26 protein-coding genes and 1 pseudogene are annotated in these 19,935 nt (G+C 62.7%); 12 read left to right on the top strand and 15 right to left on the bottom strand.

Annotated features, from left to right (window positions below):
• Positions 1–158 precede the first annotated feature (158 nt).
• The 3 genes from CQ13_RS06830 to CQ13_RS44260 all read left to right on the top strand — a co-directional run bounded on the left by CQ13_RS06830 (position 159) and on the right by CQ13_RS44260 (position 1,387).
• The gene (locus CQ13_RS06830) at positions 159–620 is read left to right on the top strand and encodes a MaoC family dehydratase (protein WP_057842230.1); all 462 of its coding nucleotides are present in this window, start codon (positions 159–161) and stop codon (positions 618–620) included.
• 2 nt (positions 621–622) lie between these two features.
• Positions 623–1,102, top strand: a complete 480-nt coding sequence (locus CQ13_RS06825) for a MaoC family dehydratase (RefSeq protein ID WP_057842229.1) — start codon at positions 623–625, stop codon at positions 1,100–1,102.
• Between the two features lie 141 nt (positions 1,103–1,243).
• Positions 1,244–1,387 carry a hypothetical protein gene (locus CQ13_RS44260; protein ID WP_197427265.1) on the top strand — a complete coding sequence of 48 codons (144 nt, stop codon included), beginning with the start codon at positions 1,244–1,246 and terminating at the stop codon, positions 1,385–1,387.
• Between the two features lie 335 nt (positions 1,388–1,722).
• On the opposite strand, the gene CQ13_RS06820 is transcribed toward CQ13_RS44260, so the two are convergent.
• The 6 genes from CQ13_RS06820 to CQ13_RS44255 all read right to left on the bottom strand — a co-directional run bounded on the left by CQ13_RS06820 (position 1,723) and on the right by CQ13_RS44255 (position 5,563).
• Positions 1,723–2,139, bottom strand: coding sequence for a hypothetical protein (locus CQ13_RS06820; protein WP_057842228.1), 417 nt, complete (start codon positions 2,137–2,139; stop codon positions 1,723–1,725).
• A gap of 183 nt (positions 2,140–2,322) precedes the next feature.
• Positions 2,323–3,225, bottom strand: a complete 903-nt coding sequence (locus tag CQ13_RS06815; RefSeq protein ID WP_245309061.1) for a hypothetical protein — start codon at positions 3,223–3,225, stop codon at positions 2,323–2,325.
• A 273-nt stretch (positions 3,226–3,498) separates the two neighbouring features.
• Entirely contained in the window at positions 3,499–3,933 is a 435-nt protein-coding gene (locus CQ13_RS06810; protein ID WP_057842227.1) for a nuclear transport factor 2 family protein, read from the bottom strand.
• Between the two features lie 172 nt (positions 3,934–4,105).
• The gene (locus CQ13_RS06805; protein WP_057842226.1) at positions 4,106–4,372 is read right to left on the bottom strand and encodes a hypothetical protein; all 267 of its coding nucleotides are present in this window, start codon (positions 4,370–4,372) and stop codon (positions 4,106–4,108) included.
• A 221-nt stretch (positions 4,373–4,593) separates the two neighbouring features.
• Positions 4,594–5,043 (bottom strand): nuclear transport factor 2 family protein, encoded by a 450-nt coding sequence (locus CQ13_RS06800; protein ID WP_057842225.1) that lies wholly within the window; start codon positions 5,041–5,043, stop codon positions 4,594–4,596.
• Positions 5,044–5,386: 343 nt separating this feature from the next.
• Positions 5,387–5,563: a hypothetical protein gene (locus CQ13_RS44255; protein WP_197427264.1), complete on the bottom strand. Its 177-nt coding sequence runs from the start codon at positions 5,561–5,563 to the stop codon at positions 5,387–5,389.
• A 374-nt stretch (positions 5,564–5,937) separates the two neighbouring features.
• On the opposite strand from CQ13_RS44255, the gene CQ13_RS06795 reads away from it, so the two are divergent.
• Positions 5,938–6,786 (top strand): hypothetical protein, encoded by an 849-nt coding sequence (locus tag CQ13_RS06795; protein ID WP_057842312.1) that lies wholly within the window; start codon positions 5,938–5,940, stop codon positions 6,784–6,786.
• Positions 6,787–6,830: 44 nt separating this feature from the next.
• Here the strand turns inward: CQ13_RS06795 and CQ13_RS06790 are convergent.
• Both CQ13_RS06790 and CQ13_RS06785 read right to left on the bottom strand, forming a co-directional pair.
• Positions 6,831–7,022, bottom strand: a pseudogene (locus CQ13_RS06790) (glutathione S-transferase family protein); the annotation flags it as partial.
• A gap of 152 nt (positions 7,023–7,174) precedes the next feature.
• Complete coding sequence (locus tag CQ13_RS06785) at positions 7,175–7,783, bottom strand: TetR/AcrR family transcriptional regulator (RefSeq protein ID WP_057842223.1); 609 nt, start codon at positions 7,781–7,783, stop codon at positions 7,175–7,177.
• A gap of 88 nt (positions 7,784–7,871) precedes the next feature.
• On the opposite strand from CQ13_RS06785, the gene CQ13_RS06780 reads away from it, so the two are divergent.
• Positions 7,872–8,663 (top strand): crotonase/enoyl-CoA hydratase family protein, encoded by a 792-nt coding sequence (locus CQ13_RS06780; RefSeq protein ID WP_057842222.1) that lies wholly within the window; start codon positions 7,872–7,874, stop codon positions 8,661–8,663.
• Here CQ13_RS06780 and CQ13_RS06775 read toward each other — a convergent pair whose 3' ends face one another.
• The 4 genes from CQ13_RS06775 to CQ13_RS06760 form a co-directional block, all read right to left on the bottom strand.
• Positions 8,664–9,356, bottom strand: coding sequence for a glutathione S-transferase family protein (locus tag CQ13_RS06775; protein WP_057842221.1), 693 nt, complete (start codon positions 9,354–9,356; stop codon positions 8,664–8,666).
• Between the two features lie 264 nt (positions 9,357–9,620).
• The gene (locus CQ13_RS06770) at positions 9,621–10,328 is read right to left on the bottom strand and encodes a glutathione binding-like protein (RefSeq protein ID WP_057842311.1); all 708 of its coding nucleotides are present in this window, start codon (positions 10,326–10,328) and stop codon (positions 9,621–9,623) included.
• 121 nt (positions 10,329–10,449) lie between these two features.
• Complete coding sequence (locus CQ13_RS06765; protein WP_057842220.1) at positions 10,450–10,698, bottom strand: hypothetical protein; 249 nt, start codon at positions 10,696–10,698, stop codon at positions 10,450–10,452.
• A gap of 13 nt (positions 10,699–10,711) precedes the next feature.
• On the bottom strand, positions 10,712–11,473 hold the full coding sequence (locus tag CQ13_RS06760) for a sulfite exporter TauE/SafE family protein (RefSeq protein WP_057842219.1): 762 nt from the start codon (positions 11,471–11,473) through the stop codon (positions 10,712–10,714).
• A gap of 91 nt (positions 11,474–11,564) precedes the next feature.
• On the opposite strand from CQ13_RS06760, the gene CQ13_RS06755 reads away from it, so the two are divergent.
• The 7 genes from CQ13_RS06755 (at position 11,565) to CQ13_RS42605 (ending at position 18,622) form a co-directional block, all read left to right on the top strand.
• A complete protein-coding gene (locus CQ13_RS06755) occupies positions 11,565–12,470 on the top strand; it encodes a LysR substrate-binding domain-containing protein (protein ID WP_057842218.1) in 906 nt (301 codons plus the stop codon).
• A complete protein-coding gene (locus CQ13_RS06750; protein WP_057842217.1) occupies positions 12,460–13,680 on the top strand; it encodes an NAD(P)-binding domain-containing protein in 1,221 nt (406 codons plus the stop codon). The genes CQ13_RS06755 and CQ13_RS06750 overlap by 11 nt, the downstream gene beginning before the upstream one ends.
• A gap of 252 nt (positions 13,681–13,932) precedes the next feature.
• Positions 13,933–14,169, top strand: coding sequence for a hypothetical protein (locus tag CQ13_RS06745; protein ID WP_245309060.1), 237 nt, complete (start codon positions 13,933–13,935; stop codon positions 14,167–14,169).
• A gap of 2 nt (positions 14,170–14,171) precedes the next feature.
• Complete coding sequence (locus CQ13_RS06740) at positions 14,172–14,399, top strand: hypothetical protein (protein ID WP_430649658.1); 228 nt, start codon at positions 14,172–14,174, stop codon at positions 14,397–14,399.
• Positions 14,400–14,514: 115 nt separating this feature from the next.
• Positions 14,515–17,478 (top strand): excinuclease ABC subunit UvrB, encoded by a 2,964-nt coding sequence (gene uvrB / locus CQ13_RS06735; protein WP_057842215.1) that lies wholly within the window; start codon positions 14,515–14,517, stop codon positions 17,476–17,478.
• Positions 17,479–17,627: 149 nt separating this feature from the next.
• The gene (locus CQ13_RS06730; RefSeq protein WP_347337015.1) at positions 17,628–18,413 is read left to right on the top strand and encodes a DpnI domain-containing protein; all 786 of its coding nucleotides are present in this window, start codon (positions 17,628–17,630) and stop codon (positions 18,411–18,413) included.
• Positions 18,414–18,424: 11 nt separating this feature from the next.
• Positions 18,425–18,622, top strand: coding sequence for a hypothetical protein (locus CQ13_RS42605; RefSeq protein ID WP_156433544.1), 198 nt, complete (start codon positions 18,425–18,427; stop codon positions 18,620–18,622).
• Between the two features lie 53 nt (positions 18,623–18,675).
• Here CQ13_RS42605 and CQ13_RS06725 read toward each other — a convergent pair whose 3' ends face one another.
• The 3 genes from CQ13_RS06725 to CQ13_RS06715 all read right to left on the bottom strand — a co-directional run bounded on the left by CQ13_RS06725 (position 18,676) and on the right by CQ13_RS06715 (position 19,902).
• The gene (locus CQ13_RS06725) at positions 18,676–18,855 is read right to left on the bottom strand and encodes a hypothetical protein (RefSeq protein WP_197427263.1); all 180 of its coding nucleotides are present in this window, start codon (positions 18,853–18,855) and stop codon (positions 18,676–18,678) included.
• A 160-nt stretch (positions 18,856–19,015) separates the two neighbouring features.
• The gene (locus tag CQ13_RS06720) at positions 19,016–19,702 is read right to left on the bottom strand and encodes an HAD family hydrolase (RefSeq protein WP_057842214.1); all 687 of its coding nucleotides are present in this window, start codon (positions 19,700–19,702) and stop codon (positions 19,016–19,018) included.
• A complete protein-coding gene (locus CQ13_RS06715; protein ID WP_057842213.1) occupies positions 19,699–19,902 on the bottom strand; it encodes a cysteine-rich CWC family protein in 204 nt (67 codons plus the stop codon). Before CQ13_RS06715 ends, CQ13_RS06720 begins: the two co-directional genes overlap by 4 nt.
• Between the last annotated feature and the right edge of the window lie 33 nt (positions 19,903–19,935).

Below are 19,935 nucleotides of genomic sequence, written 5' to 3'. Positions count from 1 at the left end.
GCTAGCCCCGAAAACTGCTTCGGGCAAGTCAGGGCGAGCGCCGGCGACGGTACTCGCCCGTGGCGAACGAGCCATGCGGGTGGGCGGATTGAGATTGCCGCAAATAACGGCCACAATCGGGCTTCTCCGCCGCTATCCTCAATCCAAATCGTCGATCAATGACAACGCTGACCTTCGAAGACTTCACGCCCGGCCATTTCGGCACGTTCGGACCGCGCCACGTCACCCGCGAGGAGATTTTGGCGTTCGCCGCTGAATTCGACCCGCAGCCGATGCATCTGGACGAGGCTGCCGCCAACGCGTCGATGCTGAAGGGGCTGTCCGGTTCGGGCTGGCATCTCGGCTCGCTCATGATGCGGATGCTGTTCGACGGCTTTATCGGCCGCACCGCCTCTCTCGGCTCGCCCGGTGTCAACGAAATGCGCTGGCTATCGCCGCTGCGCCCGGGCGATGACCTGACGCTGGACGTCAACGTTGCCGAGGCCAGGATTTCGAAAAGCCGACCCGAGACCGGCATCGTGACCTTCAAGGGCACGATCCGCAACGCGGCCGGGATCGTACTGTGCGAGATGGAGTCCCCGATCATCGTGCGCCGGCGCCTTGAAGCGGGAGCGGAGTAGCGATGCGTTTCTTCGAGGACATCGAGATCGGCGCGCAGCGCGAGTTTGGCTCGTTTACCTTCACGGCCGACGACATCAAGAGGTTTGCCGCACAGTTCGATCCGCAGCGCTTTCACCTCGATGAGGAGGAGGGGCGCAAATCCCTGTTCGGGGGGCTGGCCGCATCGGGCTGGCACGTTGCGGCGGTGTGCATGAAGCTCCTGGTCGCCGATGGCAAACGATTGACGGCCGAGGCCGCCGCGCGCGGTGAGAAGGTCGCGGTGTGGGGGCCGTCGCCGGGTTTTCGTGAATTGCGCTGGGTCAGGCCAGTGTTGGCGGGCGATACCGTCAGCTTTTCCAACCAGGTTGAAACCAAGCGAACCTCGGAGAAGCGTCCCGAATGGGGCATCCTGCAGGCCCGTAATACCGGCACCAACCAGCGCAACGAAGTCGTATTCTCGTTCCTCGCCACCGCGTTCGTGCCGCGACGGAATGCCGGTTAATTGTGGTCCGGCGAAACATGGTTAGCCAATTGTTTCGTTAGTGCTTCGTAATCCACGACCCCATGAAACCGTTTTTTGCTAACGCATTTTGAACTTTCTGCCTGCCAAATGCGTCTCAGGGGAAGTACCGAGGGGATGAAAATGGCAGATCGCAGCGGCCTGAAATTCGTCGGCTTTGTCTTCGCAACCGTCACGATGGCGGTGATGCTCACCGCCACGATGGTGGTGAAATCCTATGCCGACGGCGTTTACACGATCGAGGACACCGCGTTCGTCCGCCAGTAGTTGCGGATCGGGCAAGCATAGACGCCGAATCTCGGAAAGATTCAGCGGCTCCAGATCAACGTCATTGCCACGACCGCAAGCGTCAGCAATCCGACGAAGCGGATTACGAGCGTGCCCATGCTATGCGACGATTGCCGCAACGGCATTGAATCCATGTTGTCTGGCTGAACGTTTTGCATCGCCGGTGTGTCCCCAAAAAGGTGCCTGCCGCCAAGTGACGACATCCGTCCTTGGACGCGACCGTGCTTATAAAGTTCAGATCGAACACAGCCAAACAAAACCGCCGCGCTCCCGTACGGAACGCGGCGGAGTGTCAGATTTTTGCAACGATCAGATTAGGCGTTGCGCAGGCCGTCGGCGGCGCGCTTCCACTGCGTGACGTTGTCGGCAATCATGCGCGTCGACTTCATCGCCGCCTGGCTGAGCTGCGCATAGCCGGAGATCTCGCGCTGGACGCGCTGGCCTTCGGCATGGAGCAAGTCGCGGAGGCTTTCGAGTTCGGAAATCAGCTTCTCGATTTCCGCCAGCGAAGTGCCGGCGACGCGCTGGATCAGCGAGTTGACGTTGTTGACGGTCGCTTCGGCATTGGCATCAATCGGCACGGTGTCCGGGGCCACTGCGGGCCGACGCAGATAGGCGATATCGTTGCGAACGAAATCGCGGATGCCGGCCTCGACTTCGGATACGGCAGCGAGATCGCCGTCGACTTCCGGGTTCGAATCAGCTTGTTCGGAACGAATGGTGGCGTTCATCGGCTATTCCTCTGTTTCGCTTTCAGGCGAGCGCGGACGTCCCCCGCACGACGAAGTGGAGCGGGTCTCATCTGTCCCGCCGATTTTGTCCGCATCTTGGCCAATCTGCGGCAATGATGGTTCATTCTCTGGGGCGGTGCCCTCGATATCGGAAAGCGCGTCAAACTGGGACGATTTCGGCCCTCACCAGCTACGCCTGAAGCCCGCGCTGAGGCTCTTGTTGGCGGCACCCGAGGGCGTTTCGCCGATCGAGCCGGAGATGGTGACGCCGTCGAACAGCTTCTGCTCGGCGCCGACCTTGCGCAGCCACTTGTCGTCGGATGTCGATAGCGTCTGAGCGGCGATCAAGCTGGTGCCGGTGTCGGCAATGCTGAGCTTTGCCGACTGGTCGGTCTCGTAGCTGTGTGCTGAGTGGCCGACGATGCCGGGCACCGGCACGATACCTTGCTGGATCAGGTTGTAGTCGTTCTTCAGGGTCAACGAATACTGCTCGCTGATCGCCAGCGACTTGCTCAAGGATGTGCCGAGCTTGCTCTGCTCGGATCCGGGATCGACCCGGGCCTCGACCGCGGTCGTGTCCCAAATCGAGCCAACGCCTGGGGCCGTGATCGCAGCCCACGCGGTACCGGACGATTGCGGCAGGCTGCCACCATTGGCAAGTTTTTCCGAGAGCAGTTCGGACGTCGTCACCGTGCCTTGCCGCGCGACCGTCATGTCGGCGCCGATCCGCGCATCCCAGAACGGCGATATGGATTGCTTAACCGATACCGCGGAGATGCCGTTCGGTCTTTCATTGGCGGACCATGAGGCATCCGCGCTGGCAGCGCCTTTCGACGAGTTGCCTCCCTTCGGCGCTGGGCCGGTCAGGGTCGATGTATCGACGTTGAGTTGGCTCCAGTCGAGCTTTTCGACGTCGATGTCCTTCATGATGTCGGCATCGTTAACGCTGGGAGCGGCCTCGGCTTGTTCAGCCTCCTGCATCTCCGGCTCGTCGTCGGTCGGCGGCGTTTGTGCCGCCACCGCCAATATCGAAGCCAAACTTACGCCGGCCGCCAGCATTGGCAGCCGCGCCAAGCCAAACCGCATTTTCGGAATCATTGCCCGCCCGCATTCGAAGTCGCGCCAAGAATGCGTTTGTTTTGGTGCGAAATTATGACCGCGCGCGCTTGCAGGTGGTCGTCATGGCCGGGCGTAGTAGTCTGCCTTGCGCGTGACTACGTACACTTGTCTGCGCTCCCGGCCATCCACGTTCTTGTCGGGGCTGGTGAACAAAGGACGTGGATGCCCGGGACATCCAGCGCGAAGACGCGCTTCGCGCTTTCGCCCGGGCATGACGAAGAGGCGAAGCCGATTGGAGCGCTACACCGCCATCCGCGGCAGGTGAATCGGGTAGCCCACGGTCTGCTCGACCAGATCGAAGGTGTCGACCAGCACGCGCAAGTTGGTCAGGCAGCCGGCCCTGAACTGGGCGAAATGGGCGGTGCGCAGGCTGATCGGCTTGTTCGAATCCAGCGCGGTCAGCGAATAGCGCATCATCGAGGCGGCCGTATCCACTCCCAGCATGATCGATTCGCGGTCGAAGCGGTGGACGCGGAAATTGTCCGCGATCTGCCTGATCACCTCCATCACGGCCACCTTGCCGCGGCGCTGGCCGAAGAACGGATACATATCGATCGGTCCATAGATTGCCCAGTCGACCTCCTCGTCGAGCAGGGCTTCGAGGTCGGCGGGCTGGCGTTCATTGATCGCACGATACAACGCGCGCGAAAAACGCCAGAGACTATGCTCTGTCATTTTGATTTGGTCCTAAAACTGGATTTCAAAACGGCAATCGCGCCCAACCGGGCGTCTCCATCGACGCCGGGGCCGAAATGCCGAACTTCACCGTTGCAGCCAGAAATAGAGCAGTTTCGCCAGAATGCAATTGTCGTTTTTGCAATGCACAAATGCGACTGTTTTGGCCGCATTATCGGTCGTGGCGGCGCACCGGCTCGCGCTCGATGGCGATCTCGGCGTCGCGAATGGCGATGATGCCGAACAGCAGGGCACAGCCGATTCCGCCGATCGCGGCCCCCAGAGGCATGAAGGTGAAGAACACCAGCATGCTGCTATAGCCTTCAAAACCAGTGGTTTTGAAGGTTTCCACCCAGGCGAGACCCGCCCCGATGCCCAGTGCCGCGCCTCCCAACGCCCCCAGCGCCAAACCAAGCAAAGCCAGCAACGCGATCTTCATATGATCTTCTGTCCGGAAAAAACCTTGTGGTGTGTCACGGCCGGCGCGATCAGGTTCAATGCGGTGGGGAGAACAGCACCAAGTCGTTCCGGGGCGCACGACGTGCGAGAACTATGGTGCGCAATTGCGCATTTGAGAATCTCGAGATTCCCCGATGTGCAATTGCACATCCGAGGTCTGGTCCTAACGGACCATCCCGGAATGACAGCCCAACACAATCGCTAAATCGGCTCCGGCCTTCTACCAGTCAGGATCGCGGCGACGTCGCGTTCGAGCAGTTGCTGGACCAGATCGAATGTGTCGATGATTTCCCTGATCTGGCTGATCTTGCCGTCGCGCAGCGTGTAGAAGCCGGCGATGTCGAACTGCACCATGCGCTGGTTGATGCTCTTGCGGAAGAACACGCGGATGAACGCGGCCGCCTTGTCGCCCTCGACGACCAGGATCGGCACCTCGCAGCGCAGTTCGGAATAGCGGGCGCGGACGGCGTTCCACATCTCGCGCATTTCGGCCTTGCCGCGGCGATGGCCCATATGCGGCAGGATGTCGATCGGGGCGTTGGCGAGCGACTCGATGTCGTCGGTGCAGCGCGCCAGCGCGCCTTCGACGTCGCCGGAATACAGGATGTTGAGGAAATCCAGTACGCGCTGACGATGGGATTCCTCGGTCATTCGTCCACCCCGTCTGGGTTCGATCCGCTCTGGGGCCAGTCCATCGTGAAGGGAAGGGCGGAGGGACCAATCAGCAAAAGCAACCTACAGTATGTGACGTGGTGGTTTCCAAAAGGTTCACTGCCGCCCGCGATGCGACGACAGCGAAGACGCAGGGACCTGTTAGGCCACAGACAGGTGCCTCATGGGTCTCCCGGCGATGCGAAGCATCGTCCGGAGACGCGCGGAGCCTGTCATCGGGCCGCGCTGCGCGCGGACCCATTGGCGCTCCTCACCATTGAGGGCTTATGACACGGCAAGATAGCGGCCAGGCCAGTATCCTGCTGCCGCCCCTGTCCGCCGGCTAAGCGGCGTCTTTGGTTGCGATCACCGCTCGGATGTCGTCGGCCAGTTCGCGGTAGTGCAATCCGAGGCGCAGGTATAGCTCGCGCTTCGCCCCATCCGATGTCAACTTGCCGATCAAATCGCATTCGGCAGCGAGAGTCTCGAACCGCTCCAATTTGGCTTCAAGGTCGGTCATGACGCGTCTCCCCTAACGGCCACCAAGGGGATCAGCTTACGCCTTCATTTTACGTCACGGCTAACATCGTTATTGGATAGAACTAATTTAAAGCCTCGGCGATTGCGCGGACGCTCTGGCAATCATTGCCTGGTAGTTTGTCTCGGGAAACGTCAATCATTCCCAAGCGAGGCAAAGCCTCCTGGCCGGCTATCCGGAGAGAGGCGCGCCGAGGAGCGCCGGCTCTCAGCGATCAACGGGCGCTTTGAGTGCCGTGCACCTGATACAGATTTGGGTCGCGTCTGCTGGTGGCGAGAGCAGACATTTGCCACCGGAAAGAACGGCGATGTGCTATCATGCCGACGCCAACGTCGCACATGAGACGCGGTGCTCAGATGATCACAATCCCGGAACTGGTGGCGCAAGCCTTGGGGTCATTTCTGGCCTCGGATACCAGGAGCAGGTTTGGCTCCTCCCAGGCCCGGCTGGCTGAATTTCTCCCTTATGCAGCCAGGCTCACATTGGAATGCATCGGCAACAGCGATGCCCTCTATCACAACATCGAACACACAATGCTCGTGACCCTTGCCGGGCACGACATACTCATGGGCCGGGGGATGCTGCGGCCAACGACGCCAGACGACTACGCCAATTTCATCGTGGCGTGCCTCACCCACGACATCGGATACGTTCGTGGAATTGTCCAGGGAGATGACGGGGATTCCTATGTCGCAGATCTCAGCGGCCGTACCATTCGCCTGGCACGAGGTTCATCCGATGCCGCGCTGGGAGCCTACCATGTGGACCGCTCGAAGCTGTTCGTCTTCGAGCGGCTCGACACCGCCGACGAGGTCGATGCGAGCCGGATCGCCAGGGCAATCGAGTATACACGATTTCCCTATGTTGATTCATCGTCGAACGACGAGCTAATCGAAGAGGAGGGCCTGTTGCTGCGCGCGGCCGACCTCATCGGGCAGCTCGGCGACCCCAACTACCTGAAAAAAGCCAATGCCCTGTTCTACGAATTCGAAGAAGTCGGCATGAATAAAACGCTCGGCTACCAGACGCCGGCAGACGTCGTTTACAAATATCCGCAATTCTATTGGAACAACGTCGCCCCGCAGATCCAGACCGCAATACGCTATCTCAATGTCACGTCGAGCGGACGGCAATGGATAGCAAACCTGCACAGCAATGTTTTCCGGGCCGAGCGTGAAATGAACTTGTCCGGCCCGCAGCCGTGATAATGGCTGCTCGCTCCGCAGAGATCGAGCGCCGTCCGCCTGCGTTAGCCGTGATAGCTAGGCGAATTGCGCGCGAGCCCGTCGAACGCGTCGAGCAGCCGCTCGCGCCAGGCATAGACCGGATCGTCCTCCATCAGCAGCTTGAACGGGCTGACCACGCGCGCCCACTGGAACGCGCCGAACACGATATAGTCTGCATAGTTCGCTGCCGTGCCGCCCAGGAAGGGCTGCGGACGCGATAGCAGTTCGAAAGCCGTTTGTTGCAACCGTCATTGCGAGCGAAGAAGCAATCGATCGCGCCACAAGCGGCGGCATGGATTGCTTGTCGCGGAGCCTGTCATCGGGCGCGCATTCGCGGGACCCGTTGGCTCCTCGCAATGACGCAGAGCTAGCGCGCCCGCCGCGACTGCGGCTTCGCGCGGCCTGCGAGCGCTGCCTCGACCAGCGCATGCGCGGCCTGACCGGCGGTTTCCATGTAGGAGGGATCGCGATGCAGCAGCACAACGGCGAATGAGCCGTCGAGCAGCAGCAGGATTTGCCGTGCGAGGCGCAAGGGATCGGCGATCCCCTCGGCCGCAAACGTCACGCGCAGCCATTCCTCGAACCTCTTCTTGTGCGCGGCGCCGATCTTCATCGCGGGATGACCGGGCATGTTGGCGAGTTCGGCAGACGTGCGCAGGAAACCGCAGCCCTTCCATTTCGGATGCCGCGCCGAGCGGGCGAGATTGCGAAAGACGCGTTCGACCTGCGCCGGCAAGCCGTCATCCTTCTCGCCGAACCATTGCCGGAACAATGCCAGATTGGGCTGATCGCGGCCGGCGAGATACGCCGCCACCAGATCGTCCTTGCTCCTGAAATGGTAATACAGCGTGCGCTTGGTAACGCCGGCCCTCGCAGCGACGGCGTCGACGCTCACGCCGCGAATGCCGTCATTGTAGAACAGCGCGTTCGCCGCCGAGATGATGCGTTCGCGCGTCGGGATGCCGGATCGGGCCATGCCCTTATGTATACTATCCAGTGAATATACACAATTCGGACCGTCTTCTACGGTGCGTGCAACCCATCGAGCCTGCGGAGACCTGGAGATGTCCGAGCCCATTCTGACCGAAATCACCGACGGGATCGCGCTGGTCACGCTCAACCGGCCCGACAAGCTTAATGCGCTGAACTACGCGTTGATCGACAGTCTAATGGCGACGCTCGATAGCGTCGAAATCGACGCCAGCGTCCGCGCGGTCATCCTGACCGGCGCCGGCGAACGCGCCTTTTCCGCTGGCGCCGATATCCACGAATTCTCGAACAGCGTTCGCCGCGGTCCAAATGCGGCGGTGCGGGACTTTGTCCGGCGCGGACAGGCCATGACCGCTCGGCTTGAAGCGTTCAAGAAACCGGTGATCGCGGCGGTCAACGGGCTGGCGTTCGGCGGAGGCTGTGAGATCACCGAAGCCGTTCACCTCGCCGTCGCCAGCGAGCGCGCGCGTTTCGCCAAGCCGGAAATCAATCTTGGCATGCCGCCGACTTTTGGCGGCACCCAACGGCTGCCGCGCCTCGCCGGGCGCAAGCGCGCGCTTGAATTGTTGCTGACCGGCGATGCTTTCTCGCCACAACGGTCGCTGGAGATCGGCCTGGTCAACATGGTGGTGCCACATGAGGAATTGCTGCCAGCCGCGCGCGAGCTGGGGGGCCGCATCATCAGGCACTCGCCGCTCGCGGTCGGCGGTATCATCACCGCCGTCACGCGCGGATTGAACATGGGCATCGGCGAAGGGTTGCAGGTCGAGAGCGAGCAGTTCGCCGCGCTCGTGCCAAGCCACGATCTCGGCGAAGGGATCGCCGCGTGGATTGAACGCCGACGGCCGAACTATGCCGGTCGCTGATTAAGCGTGATAGCTCGGTGACTTGCGCGCTAACCCATCGAACGCGTCGAGCAGCCGCTCGCGCCAGGCATAGACCGGATCGTCCTCCATCAGCAGCTTGAACGGGCTGACCACGCGCGCCCACTGGAACGCGCCGAACACGATATAGTCCGCATAGTTCGCTGCCGTGCCGCCCAGGAAGGGTTGCGTCCGCAATGTCAGTCGCAGCGGATCGAGGCTTTTGCGAAAATCTTCGACCGCCTTGTCGCGGCCGGCCATGATGTCTTCCAGCTCTTTGCCAAAGCGCGCCTCGCGCGACGTGCGGAAGTAGGCGGCGTCCTCCGGCTTCAGGTTGAGCGGGACATCGGCGATGATGAGCGGAAACATGCCGCCGATCACGCCGTCGCCCCACCAGTTCAGCATCCGCGCCATGGCGCGGCCGCCCTCACCGCCGAACAGCGACGGCCGGTCCGGATATTTGTCTTCGAGATAGTTGGCGATGGTCCAGGAATCGACGACCGCGCTGTCGCCGTCGAGCAGCACCGGCACCTTCTCCGAGCCATGCGGCGCGATCGCGCTTTTCTCGGTGAAGCACCAGGGAATCGTCTCCGCCGACAGCCCCTTATGCGCCAGCGCCATCCGCGTTCGCCAGCAGAATGGGCTGAACGGACGGGATGGATCGGTACCGACGAGTTCGTAGAGTTTGAGAGGCATAGGGTCTGCTCCGAAAACGAAGCCAGCCTAGCCGACACTGCGAGAAGCGCAAGCGACGACGGGTCGATCGTTGCCTTGAGAGGAATCTCGCCGCGTCTCCAACCTCGCCCCGTTTGCGGAGAGGTTGGATTGCGAAGCAATCCGGGTGAGGGGGCACAGGTCTCACGTCGCTCACGGCTCACGGAGAGAGCCCTCACCCAACCCTTTCCCGTGAAGGACGGGAGATGGAGTAGAGAAAGCGAGCCGAATGCGAGAGGGCAACCGCTACCTCACCGCCGCCGCCGTCTGCCCGAATAGGATCCTGCGTTCCTCCTCGGTGCGATTCACCGGCTGGCCGAAATTCGGATTGACCTCTTTCGCCTTGGCATAGGCGCGCTCGGTGGCGGGCCGGGCGCGAATGGTTTCGAGCCAGCGCTTCAAATGCGGGAAGTCGTCGATGTTCTGGCTCTGGTTCTGGTAGGGCACCACCCAGGGATAGCTCGCCATGTCGGCGATCGAATAATCGCCGGCGATGAATTCGCGGTCCGCCAGGCGCTTGTTGAGCACGCCATAGAGGCGGTTGGTCTCGTTCACGTAGCGGTCGATGGCGTATTTGATTTTTTCCTGCGCATAGTTCGCGAAATGATGGTTCTGCCCGGCCATCGGGCCGAGATTGCCCATCTGCCAAAACGTCCACTGGATCGCGTCGTAGCGGCCGTAGAGATCGGCGGGCAGAAACTTTCCGGTCTTCTCGGCAAGATAGAGCAGCATCGCGCCGGATTCGAAAATCGAGATCGGCTTTCCCCCGCCCTTCGGCTCGTGATCGACCATCGCCGGAATCCGGTTGTTTGGCGCAATCGCCAGAAACTCCGGCTTGAACTGCTCGCCCTTGCCGATGTTGACCGGAAAAATCCTGTAAGGCAGCCCGGTCTCTTCGAGGAACATCGTGACCTTGTGGCCGTTCGGCGTGGTCCAGTAGTGAAGGTCGATCATGGGACGATCCTTGCGTTGGTTTCCTGTTTCGCAAGAAAGATGCGACTGCATGAATTTGATCGGGCTGACGTGCCAAGTCAATGCAGGCAGGCGCCGTAGCGCGGAAATGTGATGACGCGGATTAGCGTTGCGGCACGCCGACGCGGCCGTGCTCGCGCAGCAGCTTTTCGCCTGATGCGGTGACGGTCACCATCAGTCCGGTTCCGGCGATGGTTTCGCGCACGACGTAGCCGCGATCGGAAGCGTCTTCCCAGATCGTCAGGCGCGGACAGGAGGTCCGCCAGGTCGCGACCACCTCTGCGTAATTCCGCGGCTCGCGGGCGACCCATTCGACGAAGTCGAGCACCAGTGGATCTGCAGCATCCGACATCAGCCCTCTCCCTTCAGAAGGAAGCAACCGAGCCGTGAACCAGCAGCAGCCAGCTTCCGTAGAGAATGTAATAGGCGGCCACCGTCGTAATCAGCCGGTTCGCCCAGGTACGAAACTGCGCGTCGCTCATCGCCTCAAGAATCCGCCGCGCCAGCGTGGTGCCGAGCATCGAGGCCGCGATCGCGACCGCAGCCAGCACGGGATCGAGCGTCGCTGCCTGGTCGATGATGCCGCCGAAATAGATCAGTTTGGTGAGATGGCTGACGACCTGGCAGGTTGCCTTGGTGGCGACCACCTCGCGGCGGCCGAAATTGCCGCCGAGAAAGAACGTGTCCATTAAGGGACCAGACACGCCGGTCATCAGCATCAGGCCCATGCAGACGAAGCCGTAGAACGAGCCCTGCCAGATGCTGTCCGGATTCGGCTTGAGGTTCTTCGGCATCAGCCGCGCCATGAACGGCGTGGCCCCGAGCAACAGCAATGCAATCGGCTTGTCCGGCACGTAGCGGGTGAGCGACCAGAGGCCGAGCGCCAGCGCGCAGCCGATCAGATAGACGAACACCGGCCGCCAGCGGATATGCGCCCGCCACAGAAACGCGCGCCAGCCGTTGGAAGCCATCTGCGTGATCGCGTGCAGCACCATCGCGGTCGGCAGCGGCATCAGCATCAACAGCACGCCGATCAGGATCATCCCGCCGGCCATGCCGAACAGGCCGGACAGGAAGGCTGTCGCGACCATCAAGGCACCGAGCGCTGCGATCATCAGGGCCGTCATCGGCAATCTCCACAATCATATTCCTGCCGCGCTTGGACGGCGCGTGCAAACCGAGTTATCTTGCCCTGGCATCAGATTTCCTGAGGGTCATGTGCGGCGGCTGCTCTTTCTCAACGGCATCAAGGCGTTCGAAGCGGCAGCGCGCACCGGCAGCTTCGCCGCCGCCGGGACTGAGCTCAACGTTTCCGCCGCCGCCGTCAGCCGGATGGTGCATCTGTTGGAAGAGCGGCTGGGCGTGGCGCTGTTCGAGCGCAAGGCCAACCGACTCGTGACCACCGCCGCCGGCCGCGCCTACCAGAACGGGCTGACGCCGATCTTCGATGCGCTGGCGAGCCTGACCGCGCAGGTGACGGCGCCCGCAAGCGTCCGCGTGCTGACCATCGGCGTCGGTCCGACCTTTGCGATGAAATGGCTGATCCCGCGGCTGGCGGATTTCCGCAAGGAAGAACCCGATATCGACGTCCGTATCACCACCGGCGGCGCCGCGGTGCCGTTCGGCGAGGACTGGAGCTGCGGCATCAAGCTCGGCGACGGCGAATGGCCCGGCCTGATCGCCGAGCCGCTGTTTGCGGCCGATCTGCTCCCGGTCTGTGCGCCGCGCCTTGCGGGTGCGCTCAAACGTCCCGGCGATCTGAAGGGGCCGACGCTGCTGCGGGTGGCGCATTCGCCCGACGATTGGCCGTCATGGCTCGAGGCCGCCGGCACCGCCCGCATCAGCGCCCGCGGGCCGGAGTTCGAGTTTTACGGCCAGGCGCTGCAGGCCGCCGTCGACGGACTTGGCATCGCCATGGGCATCCGACCCTATATCGACGATGACCTTGCGGCCGGCCGGCTGGTCGCGCCGTTTGCGTTAAGTGTGCCGAAAGGCATGCGCTGGTATCTGGTCTATCGCGGCTTCAGCACCGGGCAGCGCGATTTTGCCGCGTTCCGGCGCTGGATCGTTCGCGCGGCAGCGGAGCCCGCCACGCGCCGCAGGGGCCACAGACATGCCGGATGAGAAGATCGAAACGCTGGTGATCGGCGGCGGCCAGGCCGGCCTCGTGATGAGCCACCGCCTCAAGCAGCGCGGACTGTCGCATCTGGTGCTCGAGCGCCACCGGATCGCCGAACGCTGGCGCAGCGAACGCTGGGACGGATTGATATTCCAGTTTCCGAACTGGTCAGTGCGGCTGCCGGACTTTCCGTTTCCGCAGAGCGATCCGGATGGGTTCTCGGATACGGCCACCATCATCAAATTTATCGAGGCCTATGCGGATTTCGTCGCGCCGCCGATCCGCTGCGGCGTCGCTGTGACGCGGCTGTCGCAGCGCGACGGCGGGCGCTTTATCGCCGAGACCACGGACGGCACGATCGAAGCTGACAATGTCGTCGTCGCCACCGGACCCTATCAGCGCAGCGTCATCCCGGACCTGTTGCGCGATCATCCGGTATTTCAGGTGCGTGCCGCCGACTACAGGAATCCCGAACAGCTTCCGCCGGGCGCGGTGCTGGTGGCCGGCGCCGGCGCGTCCGGCGCGCAGATCGCCGAGGAATTGCTGCAGGCCGGGCGGCGCGTCTATCTCTCAGTCGGACGGCATCGTCGCCTGCCGCGCCGCTACCGCAGCCGCGACCTGATCTGGTGGCTCGCCGAAATGCAGTTCGACCAGATCACCCCGGAGGAGCGCGGGCAAGCGCGCCTCGGCCCGGTGATTTCGGGCGCCTATGGCGGCCGCAGCATCGATTTCCGCGATTTCGCCGCCCGCGGCATGATTTTGCTCGGACGTCTCGACGCCGCCGATGGCGGCGTGCTCAACATCGCACCTGGCCTCGACAAAAGCCTTGGCGACGGCGACATCGCCTTCACCACGTTCCTCGACACCGTCGATGAATATGTGAAACGGCGCCGCCTGGAGCTGCCGGAAGAACCCGGCGCCCGCGCGACGCTTCCCGACCCGCCTTGCGTCACCGCGCCGCTCACGCGCCTCGACCTCGCCGCGGAGGGCATCTCTTCGATCGTCTGGGCCACCGGCTACGGCGTCGATTTCGGCTGGATCGATATCCCGGTCCTCGACGCCCGCGGCGAAGCGGTTCATCGCAACGGCATCTCGGCCGTATCCGGCCTGTACTTCCTCGGCCTGCAATGGCTGTCGAAGATGAACTCCTCGTTCCTGTCAGGCGTCGGCGACGATGCCGTGGTGCTCGCGGATCATATTTTGGCGCGGCGCTGATCTTTCGTTCTTTGGTGCTCGTAACCCAAGCACGTCGTCATACCTCGCGGAAGCGGGTTATCCAGTACGCCGCGGCAGCAATGGATTGGACCGCGACGACTCTGGAATACTGGATCGCCCGCCGGAGCTTGTCATCGGGCGCGCATTCGCGCGACCCGTTGGCGGACGATGACAGTTTCTTCTGTCTGAAAAAATTCAGCAGATGTGAACCCCTTCACATCTGCCTCCGCCGCGCCGTGCTCTGTTCGCGCCATGCGCAATTCCGGGGGACGCGCCATGATCTATGGCGGCTTTGAAATTCAGTCGTTCGAAGCGGGGAGAGGGCTATGGCACGCCAGGATTCAACGGGCCGACCAGGAGCCGGTCGTGATCGATGGCCTGGCGTTTCCGACGCTCGAGGTCGGCTTCGCCTGGTCGAATCCGGAAGCGGCGATCGCGGATGCGAAAGCCCATATCGATCGTTTCATGCCGCGGTTCGCGAATCGGTAAGCGTGCTGGCCGGCCGAATCTCCGTTCCCCCTCCCGAACAGACCCTGCAAGCCACGCCGCTGCTTTCGACCTGTCCGGATTGCAGCGCTGCGCTCGCGGTGCTGCGTATCATCCCTGGCCGCGCCGGTGCCGAGTACTGGACCATGCGATGCACGCGCTGCGGCGGGATTCATCTGGATATCGTCAAGGCAGCGCCGGTCAGAGCGGATAATGGCGATCTCCGCGTCTGAGGCGCACGACGGTTCCCGATTGCGTCTTGCTGACATCTGCTGACAGGCGAAGCCGCGCGCTTTCGCGCCGCCATTTGCCCTTTTCTCACCGACTGACTCGTCCCATATTCGGGCGATGGCGAAGAAACCGGACGCTCCCCGAAAATCAGGCAAAACCCCGAAATCCAAGGCGCACCGGCCCGAGGTGCAACCAATCGGACCGGCGCTGGCGGAACTGCTCAATCCCGCCATCAACCGCGGCGACGCGGGCACAGGCTCGGGCACCGGATTGCAGCCGCCGCCGGACAATTCCTGGGACCGCCGCGCCGGTGGCGAGGCCGCCCTGCACAGGGCGCGGGCCTCGACCCGCGGTACAAGCGGTGACGTTGCAAAGCGCGATGCTTCGAAACAAGGATTCGACGAATCCCCCCAAGCCAACTACGGCACCGCGGCCACCATCCCGACCCTCGACCCTGAGCTCGCGCGCCAGCTCGGCCTGCCGACCGCGGAAGACGACGAGGAAGCCCTCGCTCGCCCACCGCGCAACAAGATGGAAGCGCTCGGCGTAAAGGCCACCGCCGATGCGCTTGAAAGCCTGATCCGCGATGGCCGTCCCGAATTTCGCGGGGACAATGGCCAGCTCAAAGTTTGGACGCCGCACCGGCCGCCGCGCCCGGAAAAATCCGAAGGCGGCGTGCGCTTCGAGATCAAATCCGAATACCAGCCGAAGGGTGACCAGCCGACCGCGATCGCCGAACTGGTCGAGGGCATCAACCGCAACGACCGCACCCAGGTGCTGCTCGGCGTCACCGGCTCGGGCAAGACCTACACCATGGCCAAGGTGATCGAGGCGACGCAGCGCCCGGCGCTCATTCTCGCGCCGAACAAGACGCTGGCCGCGCAGCTCTATGGCGAATTCAAGAATTTCTTCCCCGACAACGCGGTGGAATATTTCGTCTCCTACTACGACTACTACCAGCCCGAGGCTTACGTCCCGCGCACCGACACCTACATCGAAAAGGATTCGTCCATCAACGAGCAGATCGACCGCATGCGCCATTCGGCGACGCGCGCGCTGCTGGAGCGCGACGACGTCATCATCGTGGCGTCCGTGTCGTGCATCTACGGTATCGGCTCGGTCGAGACCTACACCGCGATGACCTTTGCGCTGAAGAAGGGCGAGCGCATCGACCAGCGGCAGTTGATCGCCGACCTCGTCGCGCTGCAGTACAAGCGCACGCAGGCCGATTTCACCCGCGGCACGTTCCGCGTCCGCGGCGACGTCATAGACATCTTCCCGGCGCACTATGAGGACCGCGCCTGGCGCGTGAACCTGTTCGGCGACACCGTGGAAAATATCGAGGAGTTCGATCCGCTCACCGGCCACAAGCAGGACGATCTCGAATTCATCAAGATCTACGCCAACTCGCACTACGTGACGCCGCGGCCGACGCTGGTGCAGGCGATCAAGTCGATCAAGTCCGAGCTGAAGCTGCGGCTCGACGAGCTCAACAACCAGGGACGGCTATTAGAAGCGCAGCGGCTGGAGCAGCGCACCACCTTCGATCTCGAAATGATGGAAGCGACCGGAAGCTGCGCCGGTATCGAGAACTATTCGCGCTACCTGACCGGGCGCCGCCCCGGCGAGCCGCCGCCGACGCTGTTCGAATACGTGCCCGACAACGCGCTGGTGTTCGCCGACGAAAGCCACGTCACCGTGCCGCAGATCGGCGGCATGTTCCGCGGCGATTTCCGGCGCAAAGCGACGCTCGCCGAATACGGTTTCAGGCTGCCCTCCTGCATGGACAACCGCCCGCTGCGGTTCGAGGAATGGGACATGATGCGCCCGCAGACGGTTGCGGTGTCGGCAACGCCGGGCGGCTGGGAGCTGAACGAAAGCGGCGGCGTGTTCGTCGAGCAGGTGATTCGTCCAACGGGCTTGATCGATCCGCCGGTCGACATTCGTCCGGCGCGCACGCAGGTCGACGATCTCGTCGGCGAAGTCCGCGCCACCGCGGCGGCCGGCTACCGCTCGCTGATCACGGTGCTGACAAAACGCATGGCGGAAGATCTCACCGAATATCTGCACGAGCAGGGCATTCGCGTGCGCTACATGCACTCTGACATCGACACCATCGAACGCATCGAAATTATCCGGGACTTGCGCCTCGGCGCGTTCGACGCGCTGGTCGGTATCAACCTCTTGCGCGAGGGCCTCGACATTCCCGAATGCGGGCTGGTCGCGATCCTCGACGCCGACAAGGAAGGCTTTTTGCGCAGCGAGACCTCGCTGATCCAGACCATCGGCCGCGCCGCGCGCAACGTCGACGGCAAGGTGATCCTCTACGCCGACCAGATGACCGGCTCGATGGAGCGCGCCATCGCCGAGACCGACCGCCGCCGCGAGAAGCAGGTCGAATACAACACCGCGCACGGCATCACCCCGGAGAGCATCAAGAAGTCGATCGGCGACATCATGAACTCTGTCTACGAGCGCGACCACGTGCTGGTCGAGATCGGCGACGGCGGCATGGCGGACGACGTCATCTCGATCGGCCACAATTTCGAGGCCGTGCTGAACGACCTCGAAACTCGCATGCGCGAAGCCGCCGCCGATCTGAACTTCGAGGAAGCCGCCAGACTCCGCGACGAAGTCAAACGCCTCCGCGCCACGGAAATGGCCGTGGTCGACGACCCCACCGCAAAGCAGCGCACCGTGCAAGGCAAGGCTGGCGCGTACGCGGGGACGAAGAAGTACGGCGAGGCAGCGAACTTGCCGACATCAGCGATGAAGAAGCGCGGCGCCTCTCCACTCTCCCCTGGAGGGGGAGGGTCGACCGCCGCAGGCGGTCGGGGCGGGGTGAGCCGCAGCGGCGGTTCTTCCACCTCCAAGGTCCACAAACCCCTCCTCGACGAAATGCACGGCCCGGAATCCTTGCCCTACCGGCCCAGCGGCGCCAAACCGCGCAAGCCCGAGAGCGGCAGCGGCAGCAAAATCTTCCAGCCAACGGACTCGCGGCAGTCGGGACCGGAGTTCGGGCCTGCCCCGCGATCAACCGGCGGCGCACCGGGGCATCGCGGCGGGTGGAAGAAGAGGTAGGGCCGACCGTCATTGCGAGCGCAGCGAAGCAATCCATCTCACCACAAGCGGACGCATGGATTGCTTCGTCGCTATCGCTCCTCGCAATGACGTAACCTCAACCTTCTCGATTCAATCTAAAGCCGAGATCCTATCGCAATCCGGCCTGAATGCGCTACCCTCCGCGCATGAAACTCGGCTTCGAAGAATCCCAATTGGCCTACACTAGCGGCACGCAGAAGGCGCGCGCATGGACTGAAGCCTGGGTCAGCGCACAAGCGTATTGCCCCCACTGCGGCAATACGAAGATGTCGCAATTTCCGAACAACAGCCCACTCGCGGATTTCCTTTGCGGATCGTGCAGTGAGGAATTCGAACTGAAAAACCAGAAGGGCAAGTTCGGTGCGAAGGTCGCCGATGGCGCCCACAAGACAAAATGCGAGCGGCTGGCGGCCAGCAACAATCCGAACTTGCTGTTGATGAACTACGATGCCAAATCATTTTCTGTCGTCAATCTCCTGATCGTACCGAAACATTTCTTCGTCCGGGAGATCATCGAAGAGCGGAAGCCCCTTGCCGCTACGGCCAGACGGGCTGGCTGGATAGGATCGAATATCATCCTGTCTCGCGTGCCCGAATCCGGCAAGATTCATATCGTGAAGGACGGCGTCGTTCGTCCGAAGGACATCGTTCTCGCCGATTGGCAGAAGACACTCTTCCTCAGAAACGAATCTCCGGAAACGCGTGGCTGGTTGCTGGATGTGATGAAGTGCGTGGAGTCGCTCGGCAAGCGGGACTTCACCCTTGACGAGGTCTATGCTTTCGAACGGCACCTCGGCGATCTCTATCCCGGCAACCAGAACGTCAGACCGAAGATTCGGCAGCAGCTTCAATATTTGCGGGATCGCGGGTTTATTGAATTCGTTTCGCGCGGGAATTATCGCTTGCGACACTAGGGAGCCCGGCCATGGCGTGGTTTCTGAATCACTACAAGTGCGACCGCTGCAGACGCCGATGGGCCGATGAATGGTCCTGCATGTGCGACGACACATGCCCGCATTGCGGCGCGCGGGATATGACACCGTATGAAAGCGAGGAACTGACCACGCTTGGGCTCAAGCACGAAGTGCCTCTGGAATACTGGATCACCCGCTTTCGCGGGTGACGACAAGCGAACCAGTTGTTTGACATTCGAATCCGAAAAGCGCGACTGCGCTGTCACCCCGACCGCCGGTGGCTGGTGTTCTGCGTCAGATTGCCGTGTGCGCCCTGTTCGCGAATGTTGTTTTTCTCGTCGTCGCGATGGCCTTTGGTGGTGTCGAGGGGCACGTGGGGCGCGCTGCCGGGGCCCTTGGGGCTCCGATTGTCCGGGGGAATCGGAGGCGCGGTCTTTGTCATCATGGTCTCCGTTATCAACGGAAAACGACAACGCTGGCCTTGGCGAAATCGTTCCGCGGGGAACGGCGGCGCAATCCATGCCTCCGTTGCGGCGCTATGGCTGGCGGCTTCCGCCTTCGCCAAGGCTTCGGCGGACAAGTCGCGTTTCTCGCGATGGCTGCTAGCGGCCTCGCGTTAACGCGCCACGCTCGCGCAGCATTGCCAGCACAGCATTCAGATCCGGCACCACCGCCGCGCATCGCGCCCGCGACTCTTCGGTCGGCGTCACCATGTCGGGCACCATGATGGTAATCGCGCCCGCGGCATGCGCGGCGGTCACGCCGTGGTTGGAATCCTCCACGGCCACGCACGCCTCCGGCTTCAGGCCGAACCGCGATGCCGCGAGCAGATAGAGATCGGGATTGGGCTTGCCGCGGGCGACGTCGTCGCGGGTCAGCAGCGTTTCGAAACGGTGGCGGATACCCGCGAGCTTTAGATGCGCATTCGCCGTGCGCAGCGAAGAGGAGGTGACGATCGCCATCGGACATTCGGCCGCCCGCAGCGCATCCAAAAGTTCGATCGCGCCGCTCTTCAGCGGCAGGCCTGCGCCGAGAATTTCATTGCGGTTGCTGACGAAGGCACGGCTGACCTCCGCAAGCGGAAAGCCATCTCCGTAGCGCGCTTGCAGCAGGGCCTCGCACTCCGGACCGGGCAGGCCGACCATCGCCTGGCACAGCGTTACGGCGTCGTCGGTGTAGCCATGCGCGGTGAGCGCCGCGACCAGGCTGTCGAAATAGACCCGTTCGGTGTCGAGCAGCGTGCCGTCCATGTCGAGCAGGACGGCGCTGACGTTCCATTTCCCGATCATGCCGCACCCACGCCGGTGCGCTGGCCAGCGAATTTGCGCAGGCAGTCAGGGCAGAGACAATCGCTGCCGTCCACCGGCATCGGCAGGCGGAACGTCTCGTCGTTGCACCAGCAGGGGCCGGACAGGTTGCAGCCGAATTCGGTGCCGCAGCCGGCGCAGGCAAGGCGGCGCGTGGGCGCATTTTCCAAACGATCTGTCATCAACGAGGCTGAATCCTGACGCGGAATTAATCC

The organism is Bradyrhizobium retamae, assembly GCF_001440415.1.
GTDB lineage: Bacteria > Pseudomonadota > Alphaproteobacteria > Rhizobiales > Xanthobacteraceae > Bradyrhizobium > Bradyrhizobium retamae.
The sequence above is the reverse complement of the archived record's forward strand: the minus strand, read 5'-3'. Positions and strand labels throughout refer to the sequence as shown.

Bases quoted from the DNA above. Each gene is read 5' to 3' on its own strand.
- CQ13_RS06725 (WP_197427263.1), bottom strand. From the start codon at position 18,855: ATGACAAAGACCGCGCCTCCGATTCCCCCGGACAATCGGAGCCCCAAG.
- CQ13_RS06795 (WP_057842312.1), top strand. From the start codon at position 5,938: ATGATCACAATCCCGGAACTGGTGGCGCAAGCCTTGGGGTCATTTCTG.
- CQ13_RS06820 (WP_057842228.1), bottom strand. From the start codon at position 2,139: ATGAACGCCACCATTCGTTCCGAACAAGCTGATTCGAACCCGGAAGTC.
- CQ13_RS42605 (WP_156433544.1), top strand. From the start codon at position 18,425: ATGGCGTGGTTTCTGAATCACTACAAGTGCGACCGCTGCAGACGCCGA.
- CQ13_RS06750 (WP_057842217.1), top strand. From the start codon at position 12,460: ATGCCGGATGAGAAGATCGAAACGCTGGTGATCGGCGGCGGCCAGGCC.
- CQ13_RS06780 (WP_057842222.1), top strand. From the start codon at position 7,872: ATGTCCGAGCCCATTCTGACCGAAATCACCGACGGGATCGCGCTGGTC.
- CQ13_RS06730 (WP_347337015.1), top strand. From the start codon at position 17,628: ATGCGCTACCCTCCGCGCATGAAACTCGGCTTCGAAGAATCCCAATTG.
- CQ13_RS06785 (WP_057842223.1), bottom strand. From the start codon at position 7,783: ATGGCCCGATCCGGCATCCCGACGCGCGAACGCATCATCTCGGCGGCG.
- CQ13_RS06805 (WP_057842226.1), bottom strand. From the start codon at position 4,372: ATGAAGATCGCGTTGCTGGCTTTGCTTGGTTTGGCGCTGGGGGCGTTG.
- CQ13_RS06830 (WP_057842230.1), top strand. From the start codon at position 159: ATGACAACGCTGACCTTCGAAGACTTCACGCCCGGCCATTTCGGCACG.
- CQ13_RS06800 (WP_057842225.1), bottom strand. From the start codon at position 5,043: ATGACCGAGGAATCCCATCGTCAGCGCGTACTGGATTTCCTCAACATC.
- CQ13_RS06715 (WP_057842213.1), bottom strand. From the start codon at position 19,902: ATGACAGATCGTTTGGAAAATGCGCCCACGCGCCGCCTTGCCTGCGCC.
- CQ13_RS06775 (WP_057842221.1), bottom strand. From the start codon at position 9,356: ATGCCTCTCAAACTCTACGAACTCGTCGGTACCGATCCATCCCGTCCG.
- CQ13_RS44255 (WP_197427264.1), bottom strand. From the start codon at position 5,563: ATGACCGACCTTGAAGCCAAATTGGAGCGGTTCGAGACTCTCGCTGCC.
- CQ13_RS06815 (WP_245309061.1), bottom strand. From the start codon at position 3,225: ATGCGGTTTGGCTTGGCGCGGCTGCCAATGCTGGCGGCCGGCGTAAGT.
- CQ13_RS06810 (WP_057842227.1), bottom strand. From the start codon at position 3,933: ATGACAGAGCATAGTCTCTGGCGTTTTTCGCGCGCGTTGTATCGTGCG.
- CQ13_RS06745 (WP_245309060.1), top strand. From the start codon at position 13,933: ATGCGCAATTCCGGGGGACGCGCCATGATCTATGGCGGCTTTGAAATT.
- CQ13_RS06720 (WP_057842214.1), bottom strand. From the start codon at position 19,702: ATGATCGGGAAATGGAACGTCAGCGCCGTCCTGCTCGACATGGACGGC.
- CQ13_RS06770 (WP_057842311.1), bottom strand. From the start codon at position 10,328: ATGATCGACCTTCACTACTGGACCACGCCGAACGGCCACAAGGTCACG.
- CQ13_RS06760 (WP_057842219.1), bottom strand. From the start codon at position 11,473: ATGACGGCCCTGATGATCGCAGCGCTCGGTGCCTTGATGGTCGCGACA.
- CQ13_RS06765 (WP_057842220.1), bottom strand. From the start codon at position 10,698: ATGTCGGATGCTGCAGATCCACTGGTGCTCGACTTCGTCGAATGGGTC.
- CQ13_RS06825 (WP_057842229.1), top strand. From the start codon at position 623: ATGCGTTTCTTCGAGGACATCGAGATCGGCGCGCAGCGCGAGTTTGGC.
- uvrB (WP_057842215.1), top strand. From the start codon at position 14,515: ATGGCGAAGAAACCGGACGCTCCCCGAAAATCAGGCAAAACCCCGAAA.
- CQ13_RS44260 (WP_197427265.1), top strand. From the start codon at position 1,244: ATGGCAGATCGCAGCGGCCTGAAATTCGTCGGCTTTGTCTTCGCAACC.